15 protein-coding genes are annotated in these 16,774 nt (G+C 70.1%); 8 read left to right on the top strand and 7 right to left on the bottom strand.

What is annotated here, in order from left to right; genetic code table 11:
• Window positions 1-69: 69 nt before the first annotated feature.
• A complete protein-coding gene (locus ABD989_RS14305; protein ID WP_345313995.1) occupies window positions 70-726 on the top strand; it encodes a DUF305 domain-containing protein in 657 nt (218 codons plus the stop codon).
• Between the two features lie 372 nt (window positions 727-1,098).
• On the opposite strand, the gene ABD989_RS14300 is transcribed toward ABD989_RS14305, so the two are convergent.
• Complete coding sequence (locus tag ABD989_RS14300) at window positions 1,099-1,488, bottom strand: hypothetical protein (protein WP_246993674.1); 390 nt, start codon at window positions 1,486-1,488, stop codon at window positions 1,099-1,101.
• 105 nt (window positions 1,489-1,593) lie between these two features.
• Here ABD989_RS14300 and ABD989_RS14295 point away from each other — a divergent pair, with 105 nt between their 5' ends.
• From ABD989_RS14295 to ABD989_RS14265, 7 genes are all read left to right on the top strand, one after another.
• Window positions 1,594-2,148 (top strand): TetR/AcrR family transcriptional regulator, encoded by a 555-nt coding sequence (locus tag ABD989_RS14295; RefSeq protein ID WP_345313994.1) that lies wholly within the window; start codon window positions 1,594-1,596, stop codon window positions 2,146-2,148.
• A gap of 312 nt (window positions 2,149-2,460) precedes the next feature.
• Window positions 2,461-2,559, top strand: coding sequence for a potassium-transporting ATPase subunit F (locus ABD989_RS14290; protein ID WP_246993676.1), 99 nt, complete (start codon window positions 2,461-2,463; stop codon window positions 2,557-2,559).
• A gap of 1 nt (window position 2,560) precedes the next feature.
• The gene (gene kdpA, locus ABD989_RS14285; protein WP_345313993.1) at window positions 2,561-4,348 is read left to right on the top strand and encodes a potassium-transporting ATPase subunit KdpA; all 1,788 of its coding nucleotides are present in this window, start codon (window positions 2,561-2,563) and stop codon (window positions 4,346-4,348) included.
• 26 nt (window positions 4,349-4,374) lie between these two features.
• Entirely contained in the window at window positions 4,375-6,483 is a 2,109-nt protein-coding gene (kdpB, locus tag ABD989_RS14280) for a potassium-transporting ATPase subunit KdpB (RefSeq protein WP_345313992.1), read from the top strand.
• Window positions 6,484-6,487: 4 nt separating this feature from the next.
• Window positions 6,488-7,114 (top strand): potassium-transporting ATPase subunit C, encoded by a 627-nt coding sequence (locus ABD989_RS14275; protein WP_345313991.1) that lies wholly within the window; start codon window positions 6,488-6,490, stop codon window positions 7,112-7,114.
• 10 nt (window positions 7,115-7,124) lie between these two features.
• Complete coding sequence (locus ABD989_RS14270; protein ID WP_345313990.1) at window positions 7,125-9,656, top strand: sensor histidine kinase; 2,532 nt, start codon at window positions 7,125-7,127, stop codon at window positions 9,654-9,656.
• Window positions 9,653-10,354: a response regulator gene (locus tag ABD989_RS14265; protein WP_246993680.1), complete on the top strand. Its 702-nt coding sequence runs from the start codon at window positions 9,653-9,655 to the stop codon at window positions 10,352-10,354. Before ABD989_RS14270 ends, ABD989_RS14265 begins: the two co-directional genes overlap by 4 nt.
• Window positions 10,355-10,358: 4 nt before the next feature.
• Here the strand turns inward: ABD989_RS14265 and ABD989_RS14260 are convergent, their stop codons facing one another.
• The 6 genes from ABD989_RS14260 to ABD989_RS14235 form a co-directional block, all read right to left on the bottom strand.
• Complete coding sequence (locus tag ABD989_RS14260; RefSeq protein WP_425556540.1) at window positions 10,359-10,946, bottom strand: CueP family metal-binding protein; 588 nt, start codon at window positions 10,944-10,946, stop codon at window positions 10,359-10,361.
• Window positions 10,947-11,009: 63 nt separating this feature from the next.
• Window positions 11,010-12,131 carry a sensor histidine kinase gene (locus tag ABD989_RS14255; protein ID WP_345313988.1) on the bottom strand — a complete coding sequence of 374 codons (1,122 nt, stop codon included), beginning with the start codon at window positions 12,129-12,131 and terminating at the stop codon, window positions 11,010-11,012.
• Window positions 12,131-12,910, bottom strand: a complete 780-nt coding sequence (locus ABD989_RS14250) for a response regulator transcription factor (RefSeq protein ID WP_345313987.1) — start codon at window positions 12,908-12,910, stop codon at window positions 12,131-12,133. The genes ABD989_RS14255 and ABD989_RS14250 overlap by 1 nt, the downstream gene beginning before the upstream one ends.
• Before the next feature lie 71 nt (window positions 12,911-12,981).
• Entirely contained in the window at window positions 12,982-13,773 is a 792-nt protein-coding gene (locus tag ABD989_RS14245) for a PaaI family thioesterase (protein WP_345313986.1), read from the bottom strand.
• Between the two features lie 48 nt (window positions 13,774-13,821).
• Window positions 13,822-15,531, bottom strand: a complete 1,710-nt coding sequence (gene ilvD / locus ABD989_RS14240; protein WP_345313985.1) for a dihydroxy-acid dehydratase — start codon at window positions 15,529-15,531, stop codon at window positions 13,822-13,824.
• Between the two features lie 168 nt (window positions 15,532-15,699).
• Entirely contained in the window at window positions 15,700-16,479 is a 780-nt protein-coding gene (locus tag ABD989_RS14235; RefSeq protein WP_345313984.1) for a hypothetical protein, read from the bottom strand.
• Window positions 16,480-16,774 lie beyond the last annotated feature (295 nt).

The following is a 16,774-nucleotide window of genomic DNA, read 5'->3' as shown; positions in this document are numbered from 1 at the left end:
CGGGCAGGGTGGAGGAGTACGCGGAAATCGATCCGCACCAAAGTTGTCGAAAGTCGAGGAACAGGACTCATGAACATTCGCCGCTATTCCGTTGCCGCCGCCTCCACCGCCGTTGTCGCCGCAGTGCTGCTGCTGGCCGGCTGCTCGTCCGACGACTCCACCGCCGACGGTCAGCATCACGGCGGCGCGGCGTCGTCGGCCGCCACCACCGGCTCGGCGCAGAACTCACAGGTCAACGATGCGGACAAGATGTTCGCCGAGATGATGATTCCGCACCACGAGCAGGCCGTCGAGATGTCGGACATCATGCTGGCCAAGACCGACATCGACCCGCGCGTGACCGAACTGGCTCGCCAGATCAAGGCCGCGCAGGGCCCGGAGATCGAGACCATGCAGGGCTGGCTCAAGGAGTGGGGGGTGTCCGATGACTCCGCCGGCGACCACGACATGGGTACCCACGACATGAGCGGGGATCACGACATGAGCGAGATGGACGGCATGCTGAGCGCCGATCAGATGCAGGCACTGAAGGACGCGACCGGTGTCGAGGCCTCGCGGCTGTTCCTCGAAGGGATGATCGAGCACCACGAGGGCGCCGTCGACATGGCGAACGATGAGCTGAAGGACGGCGTGAACCCGGACGCGAAGGCGCTCGCGCAGCAGGTGATCACTACGCAGAACGCAGAGATCGAGACGATGCGGGGCCTGCTGACGTCGCTCCAGTAGCGGCGGACGCGACCGCTCCGGTGTCGATCCTCAACCGACACAAGGGCTACCCGCACCTCACGGGCACCCTGACCCCGTCGGCACAAAGGCGGCAGCCGACCACAAAGGCGACAGTCGGCACCAGAGGAGGCAGCCGGGGCAGCCGCCTTTGGGGCGGACTGCCGCGGACGTGGGGAACTGCCGCCTTTGCGCCGGAGGTCGACGGTGGCCGCGTCGATGGAGACGTCGCCCTCGGAGGCCAGGTCGGCCACGGCCTCGGCCGCGCTCACCAGTTCGAACGGTAAAACAACGGCGTCCTGGCGGTCACCGATGGCATATATGCATTGGTGACGCTCAGGACGCCGTTGTTTTACCGATGAGGTCGGAGACCGGTCAGGCGGCGGCGCGCTCGGCCTGCAGCGGGCTGTCGTTCTCGGCGGTGACGGCCGCTGCCGCGGCGCTCGGGCGGTACAGCTCGTGGTAGGCGCTGATCCGGGCCGGGGTTTCGGTCGGCACCAGCAGGTGCGGGCTCGGGTGCGAGCCCTGGGCCTCGTTGTAGCGGTTGACCGTCGCCTGGTGGGCCATCGCCCACAGGGAGAGCACCAGCAGCACGGCCCACGCGGCGATCATCGCGGCGAGTTCGCCACCGCTGAACCAGCCGAACACGGGTCCGGCGATGAAGAGGGCGAGCAGGATGAACTGCGCCAACATCAGGACGTAACCGATGAACAGGGGCATCACCTTGTCGGCGCGCTGACGAGTGACCGGCGTGGTCGAAGCCATGAGAAAGAACCTCCAGAGGATTGAAACGCTACATGTAGCGTAGCGATACGGTGGGTGTAGCGTCGAATCCCTGAGTTCTATTCCGCCGCACCTGCAGGAGGTCCCATGGCGACCGTGCGTCCCAGCAGTGCGTCGAAGATCGCCGACGCCGCGCGCGAGTTGTTGCGCACCAAGGGGCCGTCCGCGGTCACCGTGGAACGCGTGGCCACCGAGGCCGGGGTGGCCCGGACGACGATCTATCGGCGCTTCGCCGATCGCCACGAACTGCTGACCGACGCATTGCGCGAACTGGCTGATCCGCCGGGCCCCGATGAGCACGACATCTCCGGGGAGGGTCGACTGCGCTGGGTGGTGGAGCATGCCGCGGCCATGGTGCTGGACGGGATCGGCTTCGGCGGATCCGGCGCCGTGCTCGACAACGCCGACCCCGCCTTCACCGCCACCCTCCGCGCGGTGTTGCAGGAGCACTGGCGGGCGCTGGCCGAGGAGTTGGAGGCCGGGGTGGCCGACGGCTCGCTGCACTTGCACGGTGAGGCCGGGACCGTGGTCGACTCGATCATCGGCGCGCTCCTGGCCGAGTACGGCCGCACCGGCACGATCACCGACGACTGGGCCGACCGCATGGTGGCCCTCCACCGCGGCCTCATCGTCGACAGCTGAGTCACGCTGGCTGCAGCTCGTCGAAGCCACTTCCCGACCGGCTGAGCTCGTCGAAGCACCTCCCGCCCGGCCCGACCGCGGCCACGACAGGACCGCGTCAAAAGCTGACCCGTCCGCGTATGGATTCCGTTAAGGACTCTGGCGCGCCCCGCTCTCGGAGGACGAGCGTGGGATTCGCGGCCGCAGGGTGCGGCCGCGACCCACCCCTGGGAGGTGTGCCGGCATGGCCGACATTGTGATGATCGTGCTCGCGATCGCGGCGACAGGCTGCGGCCTGATGGCCGTCCGCGGACTCGACGGATGGTCGCGGCGATGACGCTCGCAGGCACGGTGACCGTGCTTCTCGTAGTGATCGCCGCGGCGACCGCCGGATACCTGTTGATCGCGCTCATCGCGCCGGATCGGTTCTGACATGACAGAGACCACCGCCGGACTCCTTCAACTGGGCGCGCTGCTCGCGGTGCTCGCGCTCGTCTACGTACCCTTCGGCGACTACCTCGCCGCGGTCTTCCGCTCCCGCCGCCACCTCGCCCCCGAACGCGGTCTGTATCGCCTCGCGCGCATCGACCCCGACGCCGGGCAGACGTGGCGCGCCTACGCGACCAGCGTCCTGGGCTTCTCCTTCGCCGCGATCGTGCTGCTCTACGCCCTGCAACGACTGCAGGGTGTGCTCCCCTGGAACGACAGCAAGCCCGGCGTGACGCCGGCGATGGCCTTCAACACGGCGATCTCGTTCGTCACCAACACCAACTGGCAGTCGTTCTCGCCGGAGACCACGGTCAGCACCCTGACTCAGATGCTGGGCTTCGCGGTGCAGAACTTCCTGTCCGCCGCGGTCGGACTGGCGGTGGCCGTCGCGCTGATCCGCGGCTTGATCGCGCGGAACGGCAACGGCCTGCTCGGCAACTTCTGGGTGGACCTGGTGCGCGGCACGCTGCGCGTGCTGCTGCCGGTGGCGATCCTGATCGCCGGGATCCTCCTGCTGCAGGGTGCGGTGCAGTCGTGGCATACCGGCGTCGGTTACACGCTGCTCGACGGCCGGTCGCAGGCGAGCCCGCTGGGCCCGTTCGCCAGCCAGGAGGCCATCAAGGTCCTCGGCACCAACGGCGGCGGCACCTTCGGCGCCAACTCGGCGCACCCCTTCTCCAACCCGACCCCGCTGACCAACGTGGTGCAGGTCTTCGCGATCCTGCTGATCCCGGTCTGCCTCACCCGTGCCTACGGCACGATGGTCGGCGACCGCCGCCAGGGCCTCACCTTGCTCGCCGTGATGGCGACCCTGTGGGCCGGACTGCTGGCAGCCGTCTGGTTCCTGCAGACCCGGACCAGCGGCATCGCCGCGGTGGCCGCGGGTGCGAACACGGAGGGCACCGAACTCCGCTTCGGGGTACCGGGCACCTCGTTGTTCGCGGTCAGCACCACCGGCACCTCCACCGGTGCGGTCAACGCCGCGCACGACAGCCTGTCCCCGGGCGCCGGCGGCGCGGTGCTGTGGAACATGCTCCTCGGCGAGGTCGCACCGGGCGGCGTCGGCTCGGGCCTCTACGGAATCCTGATTCTGGCGACGATCACCGTCTTCCTCGGCGGCCTCCTGGTGGGGCGCACCCCGGAGATCCTGGGTAAGAAGGTCGGTCGGCGGGAGATCACCGTCGCCGTTCTGTCCGTACTAGTGATGCCGACGCTGGTCCTGGCCGGCACCTCGCTGACCCTCGCCACCGGAGCGAGCACCGGGCACTTCACCGAGGACGGACCGCCGGGCAGCCCCGTCGCGGTGCACGGCTTCACCGAGGTGCTCTATGCCTACGCGTCGACCGCCAACAACAACGGCAGCGCCTTCGGTGGCCTGATCGTGACCAGCGACTGGTTCCAGGTGTCCCTCGGCCTCGTCATGTACTTCGGTAGGTTTCTGCCGATCGTGCTGGTGCTGGCCCTGGCCGGGATGTTCGCACGCCAGAAACCGCGCGACGACGATCCGGTGGCCGAGGTCGAGGCCGAGGCCTTGGTGTCGTCGGTGGCCGACGAGCCACTGGACTCTCGGGCGCCGCAGCTCCTGCAGGCGCCGGCCCCGTCGGACGCCGGCGTGCTGCCCACCTCCGGACCCCTGTTCGGCGCGCTGCTGTTGGGCACCACCCTGCTGATCGCCGGACTCACCTTCCTCCCCGCGCTCGCGCTGGGACCCATCGCGGAGGCCCTTCTATGACCAGCACTTCCGAAAGAACCACACCCATGGAGACCTCGTCCGACACCACCGCGTCGGAAGCGCCCGAACTCGCGACCCGTGGCGACTTCGACCCGAAGATGCTCATCGCCGCGCTCCCGCAGGCGGCCCGGAAACTCACCCCGCGCGCGCAGGCCCGCAACCCGGTGATGCTCGTCGTCTATCTCGGCGCAGTGCTGTCGACCCTGCTGGCGATCTGGCAGCCGTCCGGCTTCGCCTGGCTGGTGGTGGCGTGGCTCTGGTTCACCGTTCTCTTCGCCGGACTGGCCGAGGCCGTCGCCGAAGGTCGCGGCCGGGCGCAGGCCGACAGCCTGCGCAAGGTCAAACGGGACACCGTCGCCCGCCGGCTGTCCGACGACGGGACCATCGAGGAGATCAGCGGCGCGCAGCTCACCGTCGGCGACCGCATCGTGGTGGAGGCCGGGGAAGTGATCGCCGGCGACGGCGACGTGATCGAAGGCATCGCCACCGTCGACGAATCGGCCATCACCGGTGAATCCGCGCCGGTGGTCCGCGAGTCCGGCGGCGACCGGTCGGCGGTCACCGGCGGCACCGTGGTGCTGTCGGACCGGATCGTCGTGCAGATCACGACGGCGCCCGGACAGACCTTCGTGGACCGGATGATCGCGCTGGTGGAGGGCTCGGAACGGAAGAAGACGCCGAACGAGGTGGCCCTGCAGATCCTGCTGACCGCGCTCACCCTGATGTTCCTGCTCGCGGTGGTCGCCACCGGCGCGATGCTCGCCGCCGCCGACTCGGTGGCCGATCCCATCAAGCTCATCGCGTTGCTCGTCTGCCTGATCCCTACCACCATCGGCGCGCTGCTGTCGGCTATCGGGATCGCCGGCATGGACCGGCTGGTGCAGCGCAATGTGCTGGCGATGAGCGGTCGTGCGGTGGAGGCCGCCGGCGACATCGACACCCTCCTGATGGACAAGACCGGCACCATCACGTTCGGCAATCGCCGGGCCACCGATCTGCATCCGGCGCCGCAGGTGTCGCTCGCCGAGCTGGCCGACGTCGCCTATCGGTGCAGCCTGGCCGATGACACCCCGGAGGGGCGCAGCATTCTGGACCTGTGCGTCGACCGCTTCGAGGTGGTCGCCCTCGACGACGACGAGGTGACCGCGGCGCGCTCGGGGGCGGATCCGCGGTACGCGATCGTGCCGTTCACCGCGACCACCCGCATGAGCGGGATGGACCTGACCGGCGACGATTCCCGGCAGCTGCGTAAGGGCGCGGCCGACGCGGTGGAGCGCTGGGTGGCCGGGCTGGGCGGCGTCGTCGACCCGGCCGTGACGACGACGGTCACGCAGATCGCCGACGCCGGCGGCACGCCGCTGGTGGTGGGCCTGGCGCGCGAGGGGCAGCCGCCCAGCGTGCTCGGTGTGATCGAGCTGTCGGACGTGGTGAAGCCCGGCATGCGGGAGCGGTTCGCCGAGCTGCGCGCCATGGGAATCCGCACGGTGATGATCACCGGCGACAACCCGCGCACCGCACGCTCGATCGCCGCCACCGCGGGCGTCGACGACTTCGTCGCGCAGGCCACCCCCGAGGACAAGTTGGAGCTCATCCGCGCCGAGCAGGCACGGGGTCGGCTGGTGGCGATGACCGGCGACGGCACCAACGACGCGCCGGCCCTGGCGCAGGCCGACGTCGGCGTCGCCATGAACACCGGGACCTCGGCGGCCAAGGAGGCCGGGAACATGGTGGACCTCGACTCCGACCCCACCAAGCTCATCGAGGTGGTGGCGATCGGCAAACAGCTGCTCATCACCCGCGGCGCGCTGACCACGTTCTCGCTGGCCAACGACGTGGCGAAGTACTTCGCGATCCTGCCCGCCATGTTCGCGGCGACCTACCCGCAACTCGAGACGCTCAACGTGATGCACCTGCACTCGGCGCAGTCGGCGATCCTCTCCGCGGTGATCTTCAACGCGCTGATCATCGTCGCGCTGATCCCGCTGTCCCTGCGCGGCGTCAAGTACCGGGCCGGATCCGCGTCCCGACTGTTGGGGCGCAATCTCCTGATCTTCGGTGTCGGCGGGGTGATCGCCCCGTTCGTGGGGATCGCGCTGATCGACCTCGTCGTCCGTCTCCTACCCGGAATGGGGTGAGTCCATGAAGACTCTGCTGCGCGGTTTCGGCCGCCAACTATTGGTGGGTGCGACGATCCTGCTCGCGTTCACCGCGGTCCTCGGCATCGGTTATCCGGTGCTCGTGTGGGGGATGTCGCGCACGGTCGCCGAATCGGCCGACGGCGCGGTGGTCTACGACGCCGCCGGCTGCCCGGTGGGCTCGGCGCTGATCGGCGTCGACCTGGAACCTGCTGCCGGGCAACCGGATCCGTTCCTGCACGGCCGTCCCTCCGGTGATCCGGCGGTGTCCGGGGCGTCGAACCTGGGACCCAACAGTCCACAGCTGCGCGATCTGGTGAACGAACGACGTGCGACGATCGCGGCACGCGAAGGCGTCGACCCCGCGGCCGTGCCTGCCGATGCGGTCACCGGTTCGGGTTCGGGCCTGGATCCGAACATCTCGCCGGCCTATGCGGCCCTGCAGATCCCGCGGTTGGCCCGCACCAACGGCATGACCGTCGAGCAGGTGCGCGCGATCGTCGACCGCAACACCGCGGGGCGCCAGCTCGGCGTCCTCGGTGTCCCGCGCGTAAACGTGCTGCAGGTGAACCTCGACCTGGGGCACCGGGCCCCCGCGTGCTCCGCTCAGTCGGAGCCGCGTGGCCGATAGGATCGACGGGATGGAGGCGCCGGCGCCGGCGCGCGGACAGTTCGAGGTGTTCCTCGGCTGTGCCCCGGGGGTGGGCAAGACCTTCGAGATGCTCGATCACGCGCAGAACCTGCTGGCCGACGGCGTGGACGTGGTGATCGGCATCGTCGAATCGCACGGGCGCTCGGCCACCGAAGCGATGACCGAGGGCCTCGAGATCGTCCACCGCCGGGCCTATCCGCACCGCGACGTGGTGCTCGAGGAGATGGACCTCGACGCCGTGCTGGCGCGCCGCCCGCAGGTGGTGCTCGTCGACGAACTGGCGCACACCAACGCCCCCGGCATGCGCCACGGGAAACGTTGGCAGGACATCGAGGAGCTGTGCGCGGCCGGGATCGACGTCCTGTCGACGGTCAACATCCAGCACCTGGAGAGTCTGAACGACGTGGTCGCCCAGATCACCGGGGTGCCGCAGCAGGAGACGGTGCCCGACGACGTGGTGCGTCGCGCCGATCAGATCGAACTGGTCGACATCGAGCCGAGTGCGCTGCGTCGTCGACTCGCCGAGGGCCGCGTGTACGGCACCGACCGCGCCGAGGGGGCGCTCGCCAACTTCTTCCGGCAGGGCAACCTCACCGCGCTGCGGGAGTTGGCGCTGTTGTGGCTGGCCGATCGGGTGGACGAGAAGCTCGCCGACTATCGCGCGGCTAACGCGATCACCGAGACCTGGGAGGCGCGCGAGCGGGTCGTGGTGGCGGTGACCGGCGGGCCCGAGTCGGGCGCGCTGATCCGGCGTGCGCGGCGGATCGCGTCGCGGTCGAGCGCCGAGTTGCTGGTGGTGCGGGTGGCCCGCGGGGACGGTCTCGCCGACACGTCCGCGGATCTGGCGGGTTTGGGGCAGCTGGCCGCGGACTGCGGTGCGTCGCTGAGCACCGTGGTCGGCGACGACGTGCCCGCCACGCTGCTGGAATTCGCGCGGGCGGTGAACGCGACCCAGCTGGTGCTGGGCACATCGCGGCGGCCGCGGTGGCGACGGGTGCTCGACGAAGGCGTCGGCGCGGCGGTGGTCGGCGACAGCGGCCGGATCGACGTGCACATGGTCAACCATCCGGAGGCGTCCACGCGTCGGGCGCTCGACATTCGGGCGACCCGCCTGCATCGGCCGCTCACCTGGGTGTTGGCGCTGGCGATTCCCGCGCTGGTCACCGCCCTGATCGCCCCGGTGGACCGGTTTCTCTCGGTGGCCGGCGAGTCGTCGATGTTCCTCGTCGGCATTCTTGCGGTCGCGCTGCTCGGCGGTGTGGGACCGGCCGTGCTGTCGGCGGTGGCGTCCGGGCTGCTGCTCAACTTCTTCTACACCACGCCGCGGTACACCCTGGCCATCACCGACCCGGACAGCGTGGTGACCATCGTCGGCATGGCGGTGGCGGCGATCGCGGTCGCGGTCCTGGTCGACTCGGCCGCGGTGCGGCGTCGGGAAGCGCGGCTGGCGGGCCGGGACGCGGAACTGCTCTCGATGTTTTCCAGCGCGGTGCTCGACGGCGCCGGCGCACCCGACCTGTTGGCGCGCGTCCGCGAGACCTATCAGCAGGACGCGGTGTCGGTGGTGCGGCTGGGCGGGGCCGCCCCGGAACTGCGGGCAGCGGTGGGCGACGATCCGCCCGCGGCGCTGGGGGAGGCGACGACGGTGTGCGAGTCGTCCGGCGGCGGGTACGCGCTGCTGTTGCGCGGGCCAAAGGTGGCGGTGCCGGACCGGCGCGTGCTGTCGGCGGTGGCCAGTCAGGTGGCCGCGGCACTCGAGCGCGACCGCCTCGCCGCCGAGGCCGCTGAAGCCGACGAGCTGGCGCGCACCGACGAGTTGCGGCAGGCGCTGCTGGCCGCGGTGAGCCACGATCTGCGGACCCCGCTGGCGTCGGCGAAAGCCGCGGTGAGCAGCCTGCGCAGCCCGGACCTGTTCTTCGACGCCGAGGACACTGCCGAGCTGTTGGCCACCACCGAGGAGTCCATCGACCAGTTGACCGCGCTGGTGGGGAACCTGCTCGACTCGTCGCGGCTGGCTGCCGGGGTGGTCCGGCCGGTGCTGCGTCGTACGTATCTGCCCGAGGTGGTGCACCGGGTGCTGGCAGTCGTCGGCCGGCCCGAGCGGGTCGGTGCCGTCGAGTTCGCGTCGTCGTGGGCGTGCACCGACGCGGGCCTGCTGGAGCGGGCGCTGGCCAACCTCGTCGACAACGCGTACCGGCACGGCACCGGTCCGGTCGACGTGGTGACGACGCCCGCGGTCCGCGCCGACGGGGAGGCGCGCTGCCTGCTGCAGGTGATCGATCGCGGGCCCGGCATTCCGGCGGAGGAGCGCACCCGGATCTTCGCGCCGTTCCACCAGTACGGCGATCAGCGCGGCGGCGCCACCGGGGTGGGTCTCGGGCTCGCGGTGGCCAGCGGTTTCGTGTCGGCGCTCGGCGGCACGGTGGAAGCGCGGCAGACGCCCGGCGGCGGGACCACCATGGTGATCGACCTGCCGGTGGAGCCGCCGAGTATTGCACCGACGGGAGGGGAGGGGACATGACCGAACCGCACGTGGACCGGGGCCGGGTGCTCGTGGTCGACGACGAACCGCAGCTGCTGCGCGCGCTGCGCATCAACCTGCGCGCCCGCGGTTTCGAGGTGACCACGGCCGACACCGGCGCGGCCGCGTTGACGCAGGTGGCGCGCACGATGCCCGACGTCGTGGTGCTGGATCTGGGTCTCCCGGACATCGACGGCTTCGAAGTGCTGGCCGGGCTGCGCGGCTGGACCGAGGTGCCGGTGATCGTGCTGTCGGCGCGCACCGACTCCTCGGACAAGGTGCAGGCGCTCGACGCCGGCGCCGATGACTACGTGACCAAGCCGTTCGGGATGGAGGAGTTCGTGGCCCGGCTGCGCGCCGCGATCCGCCGGGGCACGACGGTCACCGCGGCGGAGACCCCGGTGGTGGAAGCGGGGGCGCTGAGCATCGACCTCGCGGGCAAGCAGGTGATCCGCGCCGGAGCGCCGGTCCGGTTGACGCCCACCGAGTGGGGCATCCTCGAACTGCTGGTCCGGAACGAGGGGCGGCTGGTGGGGCAGCGGGAGATCCTGTCCGCGGTGTGGGGCCCGGGCTATGTGCAGCAGACCAACTATCTGCGCGTGTATCTCGCGAGCCTGCGCCGCAAGCTCGAGGACGACCCGGCCGCGCCCCGCCACCTCATCACCGAGCCGGGCATGGGCTACCGCTTCCAGCGCTGAGCGCTCACGCCGACACCAGGTGCAGTGTGGTGAGGCAGGTGGCGTCGTCGAGTCCGCGGGTGCTGATCGCCTGGCTGGCGGTGCGGCCCTCGCCGGAGACGGTGAGCGTGGCGTCGATGTTCTTGGGCAGCCACAGGCCGGCGAAGCCGTTGTCGAAGGTCTGCTGCTGCCGGTCGACGAGCACGGTGCCCGTGCGGTCGTCGATCGCCTTCACGGTGATGGGGGTGCTGCGGAGCTCGCCGAGGCAGGTGGTGAGGCTGTGGAAGTGGCACTCGTGCGTCTGCGTCACGTACGGGGCGAAGGAGACGTAGAAGGTGTCGGCGGGCAGCGGAAGCGTCACTTCCTGCCCTCCGTCGGACAGCACGAGTGCGGTGGGCCGGACCGACGCCATCAGGTCGGTGGGGCGCTCCGTGACCGGGGTCGCGTCGAGCTTGTCGATGATCTCCTGTGCGTCCAGACCGGCGAGTCCGTGTTCGGCCAGGAAGGTCTCGGTACTCGGTGCGGACGACGGCGCGGCGGTGTCGGTGTCGGAGCTGCCGCAGCCGACGAGCGCCACGGTCAGGGCGACCGCGGCGACGAGGGTCGCCAGCAGACGTTTCGGTGAGCGCGGGATGGGGGACATGGCGGGAGGGTTCCTCTCGTCGGTGGTGTGCGGTCAGGTCAGAGGGAGGGTGAGGACGAAGGTGCTGCCGAGGCCGGTGCCGTCGCTGGCTGCGCGGACGTGGCCGCCGTGGGCCTGCGCGATGCCGCGCACGATGGTGAGGCCGATACCGGTGCCGCCGGACGCGCGGGAGCGAGCCGGATCGCCGCGGTAGAAGCGGTCGAAGATGTGCGGCAGATGATCGGCCGCGATGCCCTCGCCGTCGTCGGTCACGCGGAGCTCCAGCGTGTCGTCGACCACGTCGCCGGCCAGCACCACGGTGCCGCCGGCCGGGGTGTGCCGCAGTGCGTTGACCAGCAGATTGTCCAGGGCCTGCCCGATGCGCGCGGCGTCGACGGAGAGGGGCGTCGGGGTGCTGCAGCGGACCGCGAGGTGCACGTCGGCGGCGGTGAAGCGGTCGCGGACGCGGGCGGCGGCCTCGTCGATCAGGGCTGCGGCGGCGATCGGATCGGGGTCGATATGCACCGCGACCTCCACTGCGGCGGAGACGGCGTCGAGGTCGTCGGCGAGCCGGGCCAGGCGGGCGGTGGCCGAGCGGATCGCCGCGTAGGTGGTGGCGTCGGGCTGTCGTACGCCGTCCTCGATGGCCTCGATGTTGGCGTCGACCGAGGCCAGCGGGGTCCGGATCTCGTGGGCCAGGTCGGAGAGCAGTTGGCGGCGGGTTTCGTCGACCGTTTCGAGGCGGCCGAGGACGCTGTTGAAGGTGTCGGTGAGCTTGCCGAACTCGGGGCCGAGGCCGCCTGCCGGGAGTCGTTCACCGGTCCGGCCGTCGCCGATGCGCGCGGCCGCGGTGGCCACGGCGGTGATGGACCGGTCGATGCGGCGGGTGATGATCCAGGCCGCGGACAGCGCGAGCACCGCCGAGGTGGTGACCACCGCGACGATGGTCACCGCGATGGCCGAGTTGAACGCCTCCTCGACATGCATGGCCTGCTCGGAGTCGTTCGGCAGACCCGCCTGGCCGAGGTGATCGTGAAAGAGCGTGGGCGCCACCAACATCGAGACCACGACGATGGTCAGCGCGCTCGCGGCGATCACCACCGCCATCGCGATCAGGATGCGCGCGCCGAGGCCGACGCGGCTGTCGAACCGGGAGTGCACCGTCGAACCCGCCATCAGCGCGCGCTCGACGGGGTCGGGGTGTCGATCCGATAGCCGACGCCGCGGACGGTTTCGATGAGCCGGTCGTCGCCGCGGTCGTCGAGTTTGCGGCGCAGGCTCCCGATGTGGACGTCGACCACGTGCGTGTCGCCGACCCAGTCCGAGTCCCAGACTGTGTTCATCAGGTGCTCGCGGGTCACCACGACGCCGGGGCGGCGGATCAGCGCGGCGAGGATGTCGAACTCGGTGCGCGTGAGGTGGACGTGGTTGCCGCCGACCCACACCTGGCGGGCGTCGAGGTCGACGATCACCGGGCCGAGTTCACGGACGCGGCGCGGCGGCGCGTCCGGTTCCGGTTCGGCGTCGGCCTGGCGTGGGCGGCGGAGCATGGCGTCGATCCGCGCGATCAGCACGCGCGGGCTGAACGGTTTGAGGATGTAGTCGTCGGCGCCCACCGAGAGACCGATGAGCATGTCGACCTCGGCGGCGCGCGCGGTGAGCATCACGATGTAGGCGTCGGAGAAGGTGCGCAGCTGTCGGCACACTTCGATGCCATCCAGCCCGGGCAGCCCCAGATCCAGAACGACGACGTCGGGCGCGTGCTGCTGGGCCGACGCGACCGCCTGCGTGCCGTCGTGCAGGACGGTCACGTCGAAGCCGGCGCGGCGCAGGTAGTCGCCGACGATGGCGGCGAGGTCCGGTTCGTCCTCCACCACCAGGGCGTGCAGCCCCGCGCGCGGGCGATCGGCGGGGAGCCCGTCGGCAGGCGCGCTGACGCCGGGCACGGAGTTCATGTCTCCATAGTGCGTGACGGCCGGGAGGTTGTCGCTCTCCGACGGCCGATCTTGAGGCAATCCTTAAGGGGTCAGGCCGGTTGTGCGGTGACCGTCGCCATGGAACACACCTTGCCGTCGGGGCCGTGGGCGGCCACGTGCGCGACGCCGAGGGAGCGGCCCAGGTAGGCCAGCTCGGCGGTGAAGGTGGTCGGGGTGGTGCCGACGCGCGGGCGGACGAAGGAGATGTCGATGCTGCGGGTGCGCCAGCCCGACTGGAAGAGCGAATGCGCGGCCAGTTCGGAGCCGACGGTGAGGACGCCGCCGTGGACGTTGCCCATGCCGTTGGTGGCGTATGGGTTGAGAGCCATGGTCAGCTGCCCGGGCTTGTTCTCCGTGAAACCGAGGGCGGTCCGGACCGTGATGTCGGCGGACGGGACGTCGGGGACCGCCTGCTGCGGCAGCGTGCCGTGGTCGACGTTCACCAGGTGCGAGCGGTGCGTGACCAGGGCGATCACCGTGCCGTCGGCGGTATGGGCCTCGCCGCGGGTGATGGCGCCCTGCGCGTCGGTGGTGACGAGGGCGCCGGTCACCGTGACGGGTGTGCCGTCGACGGGCGGGTCGCCGAGGAAGTCCAGGCGGAGGCTCAGGCTCACCGGCCACCGACCGTGCTCGGCGCCGGTGCCGACGATCGAGCCAGTGGCCTCGTCGAGCGCGGGGGCGAGGCCGGCGCGCACCACGCCGGCGTCCTCGTCGCGTAGCCAGGGGCCGCCGAGGCAGGTGAAGGTGCTGCGCTGCGCGTCCACGTCGTCGCCCTGGAAACGAAAGAGCGTGTCGGTGCCGCCGCGGGCGAACCCGGTGACGCTGATCCTGTCGTCGGTCATGATGCCGACCCTAATGTTCGGCGTCGGGCCGCTCCGCGCGGGCCGGGGTTACTCGCAGATCGCGCCGCGGGAGGCCGAGGTGACGAGCTTGGCGTACTTGGCCAGGACGCCGCGGGTGTAGCGCGGCGGGAGCGGGGTGAAGTCCTTCGCGCGGGCGGCCAGTTCGTCGGGGTCGACGAGCAGGTCCAGGGTGCCGGAGGCCACGTCGAGACGGATGCGGTCGCCGTCGCGGACCACCGAGATGGGTCCGGCGTCGACCGCTTCCGGCGCCACGTGGCCCACGCACAGGCCGGTGGTGCCGCCGGAGAACCGGCCGTCGGTCAGCAGCAGGACGTCCTTGCCCAGGCCCGCGCCCTTGATGGCGCCGGTGATGGCGAGCATCTCCCGCATGCCCGGGCCGCCCTTGGGACCTTCGTAACGGATCACCACCACGTCGCCGGCGGTGATGGTGCCGTCCTCGAGGGCGTCCATGGCGGCGCGTTCGCGGTCGAAGACGCGGGCCACGCCCTCGAAGACGTCGGTGTCGAAGCCTGCCGACTTGACCACCGCGCCCTCCGGCGCGAGCGTGCCGTGCAGGATCGTGATGCCGCCAGTCGGGTGAATCGGCTGGTCCAGGGCGCGCAGCACCTTGCCGTCCGGATCCGGCGGGCTGATGTGCGCGAGGTTCTCGGCCACCGTCCGACCGGTCACGGTGAGGCAGTCGCCGTGCAGCAGGCCCGCGTCGAGCAGGGCCTTCATCACCACCGGGACGCCGCCGATGCGGTCGACGTCGGTCATCACGTGCGCGCCGAACGGCTTGAGGTCGGCGAGGTGCGGGACGCGGGCGCCGACGCGGGCGAAGTCGGCGAGGGACAGGTCCACCTCGGCCTCGTGGGCGATCGCCAGCAGGTGCAGGACCGCGTTGGTGGAGCCGCCGAAGGCCATGACCACGGCGATCGCGTTTTCGAACGCCTCCTTGGTCATGATGTCGCGGGCCGTGATGCCGCGGCGCAGGAGTTCGACGACGGCCGCCCCGGACTCGCGGGCGAAGCGGTCGCGACGACGATCCGGCGCCGGCGGCGCCGCACTGCCCGGCAGGGACATGCCGATCGCTTCGGCGGCACTGGCCATGGTGTTGGCGGTGTACATGCCGCCGCATGCGCCCTCGCCCGGGCAGATGGAGCGTTCGATGGTGTCGACGTCCTCGCGGCTCATCAGTCCGCGCGCGCACGCGCCGACCGCCTCGAACGCGTCGATGATGGTGACCTGGCGTTCTTCGCCGTCGGACAGCGTTGCGTACCCCGGCAGCGTCGACCCTGCATAGAGGAACACCGACGCCAGATTCAGGCGGGCCGCGGCCATGAGCATGCCGGGCAGGGACTTGTCGCAGCCGGCGAGGAGGACCGAGCCGTCGAGTCGTTCGGCGCTCATCACCGTTTCCACGCTGTCGGCGATCACCTCGCGGGAGACCAGCGAGAAGTGCATGCCCTCGTGGCCCATCGAGATGCCGTCGGAGACGGAGATGGTGCCGAACTCCAGCGGGAACCCGCCGGCCTCGTGGACGCCTTCCTTCGCGGCCTTGGCCAGGCGATCGAGCGACAGGTTGCAGGGTGTGATCTCGTTCCACGACGATCCGATCCCGATCTGCGGTTTCACCCAGTCGTCGTCGCCCATCCCGACCGCGCGCAGCATGCCGCGCGCCGCGGTCTTCTCCAATCCGTCGGTCACGTCCCGGCTGCGGGGCTTGATGTCGGGCTGCGTGCCGTCGTGGGAGGTCATATTCCCACGATAGGACGGGGATCAGCCGTCCGCAGGCGTCCTGCCAGCCCGGTTCTGACCCAGCCGCCCACAGAGTGTCGAGTTGTGGTGCTCAGGCAACCACAACACGACGCTCTGTCGACCAAGCTGTGCCTCCTCGGCCGCTCAGCGGGTCGGCCGGGCGGCGGGCTACTGCGTAGCGGTTCCGGAATCCAGGAGGAGGGCGGCAAGAACTGGATTGTGTGAGTTCTTGATCGCCCCGACCTTCCGCACCCGCATGTAGTTGAGAGCGGCCGTCGCTGCAGCTCGTGTCACCGCTGTGTCGTCGAGCAAGTCGGCCAGAACCTCCAGCGACGGGGCATAGATGTTCAGGTTGAAGGCGCCACCGTCGGAGTACGGCGCGTTGTCAACGTAGGCGCCGGGGTGCTGTCGCATGAACCGAATCGCGTCTGCGTCATCGAAGTCCCCGGAAGAACCGAAGTCTTCTCCGAAGAGTTCGACACCGTTCACCTGGATGAACCCGGAGAAGGTGGTGTTGATTCGCAGGCATTCGGTCCATCCCACGGACAGGTTCGTCAGCGTTCCATGAGAAGGCGTCGTGAGCGGGGAGCTGACCACCCACCACTCATATTCGGTTTGCGACGGCAGTGGGAGACACCGATCCAGATAGGCGCGTTGGATCGCCAGCATCTGCTGAAGTCGCTCGCCCGCGCGTTCTGCGAGCTTGGACATCGCCTCGTTGCCAGCGGATAGATCTGCGGTGTGCATGCGCGGGATCTTCTTCCCGCGCTGGTTTATGCCGACGGGGTCGTTGAGCCAATCTTCTGCTGTCGCGTCTACAGGTGGGAAGATGTCGTCGACTGCGCGATGACCCGTCCAGTACGTCATCTCGGCCTTGTTGCGGGTCGGCAGTCCCGAGTGCTGCAGCGAACGAATCAGCGCGCGCTCCGACGCAAGAAGCTGTTTCACTGGCGATGTCGCAGTGTTGGCTTCGGGATCCGGTAGCAGGCGAACCGGCTCTTCGGATCTAAGAGTGCGTAGGTGAGGTTCGGGACGAGCGCGGGCGACCACAAGATGTAGGTGGGCCCTGGGTGTGATCATGGAAGTTCCTCAACAACCCCGACGCACACCACAGGACCCATGGCTGAGCTTACTTCCGATGTTGCCGACACGATCTGCCGAACCGTCGAGTTGGGCGTGACGATCACCGGTGCGGCCGTCGGCGCCGATGACCGGACCCACATTTTCTGCGAGGTCCTCGACC

Source organism: Gordonia alkaliphila (assembly GCF_039542465.1).
GTDB lineage: Bacteria > Actinomycetota > Actinomycetes > Mycobacteriales > Mycobacteriaceae > Gordonia > Gordonia alkaliphila.
Note: the sequence above shows the minus strand (reverse complement) of the source record. Positions and strands in the feature narration are given on the sequence as shown.

What these genes read in the sequence shown, in the direction of transcription:
- ABD989_RS14305 (WP_345313995.1), top strand. Translation starts at nt 70, where the DNA reads ATGAACATTCGCCGCTATTCCGTTGCCGCCGCCTCCACCGCCGTTGTC.
- ABD989_RS14300 (WP_246993674.1), bottom strand. Translation starts at nt 1,488, where the DNA reads ATGGCTTCGACCACGCCGGTCACTCGTCAGCGCGCCGACAAGGTGATG.
- ABD989_RS14295 (WP_345313994.1), top strand. Translation starts at nt 1,594, where the DNA reads ATGGCGACCGTGCGTCCCAGCAGTGCGTCGAAGATCGCCGACGCCGCG.
- ABD989_RS14290 (WP_246993676.1), top strand. Translation starts at nt 2,461, where the DNA reads ATGACGCTCGCAGGCACGGTGACCGTGCTTCTCGTAGTGATCGCCGCG.
- kdpA (WP_345313993.1), top strand. Translation starts at nt 2,561, where the DNA reads ATGACAGAGACCACCGCCGGACTCCTTCAACTGGGCGCGCTGCTCGCG.
- kdpB (WP_345313992.1), top strand. Translation starts at nt 4,375, where the DNA reads ATGGAGACCTCGTCCGACACCACCGCGTCGGAAGCGCCCGAACTCGCG.
- ABD989_RS14275 (WP_345313991.1), top strand. Translation starts at nt 6,488, where the DNA reads ATGAAGACTCTGCTGCGCGGTTTCGGCCGCCAACTATTGGTGGGTGCG.
- ABD989_RS14270 (WP_345313990.1), top strand. Translation starts at nt 7,125, where the DNA reads ATGGAGGCGCCGGCGCCGGCGCGCGGACAGTTCGAGGTGTTCCTCGGC.
- ABD989_RS14265 (WP_246993680.1), top strand. Translation starts at nt 9,653, where the DNA reads ATGACCGAACCGCACGTGGACCGGGGCCGGGTGCTCGTGGTCGACGAC.
- ABD989_RS14255 (WP_345313988.1), bottom strand. Translation starts at nt 12,131, where the DNA reads ATGGCGGGTTCGACGGTGCACTCCCGGTTCGACAGCCGCGTCGGCCTC.
- ABD989_RS14250 (WP_345313987.1), bottom strand. Translation starts at nt 12,910, where the DNA reads ATGAACTCCGTGCCCGGCGTCAGCGCGCCTGCCGACGGGCTCCCCGCC.
- ABD989_RS14245 (WP_345313986.1), bottom strand. Translation starts at nt 13,773, where the DNA reads ATGACCGACGACAGGATCAGCGTCACCGGGTTCGCCCGCGGCGGCACC.
- ilvD (WP_345313985.1), bottom strand. Translation starts at nt 15,531, where the DNA reads ATGACCTCCCACGACGGCACGCAGCCCGACATCAAGCCCCGCAGCCGG.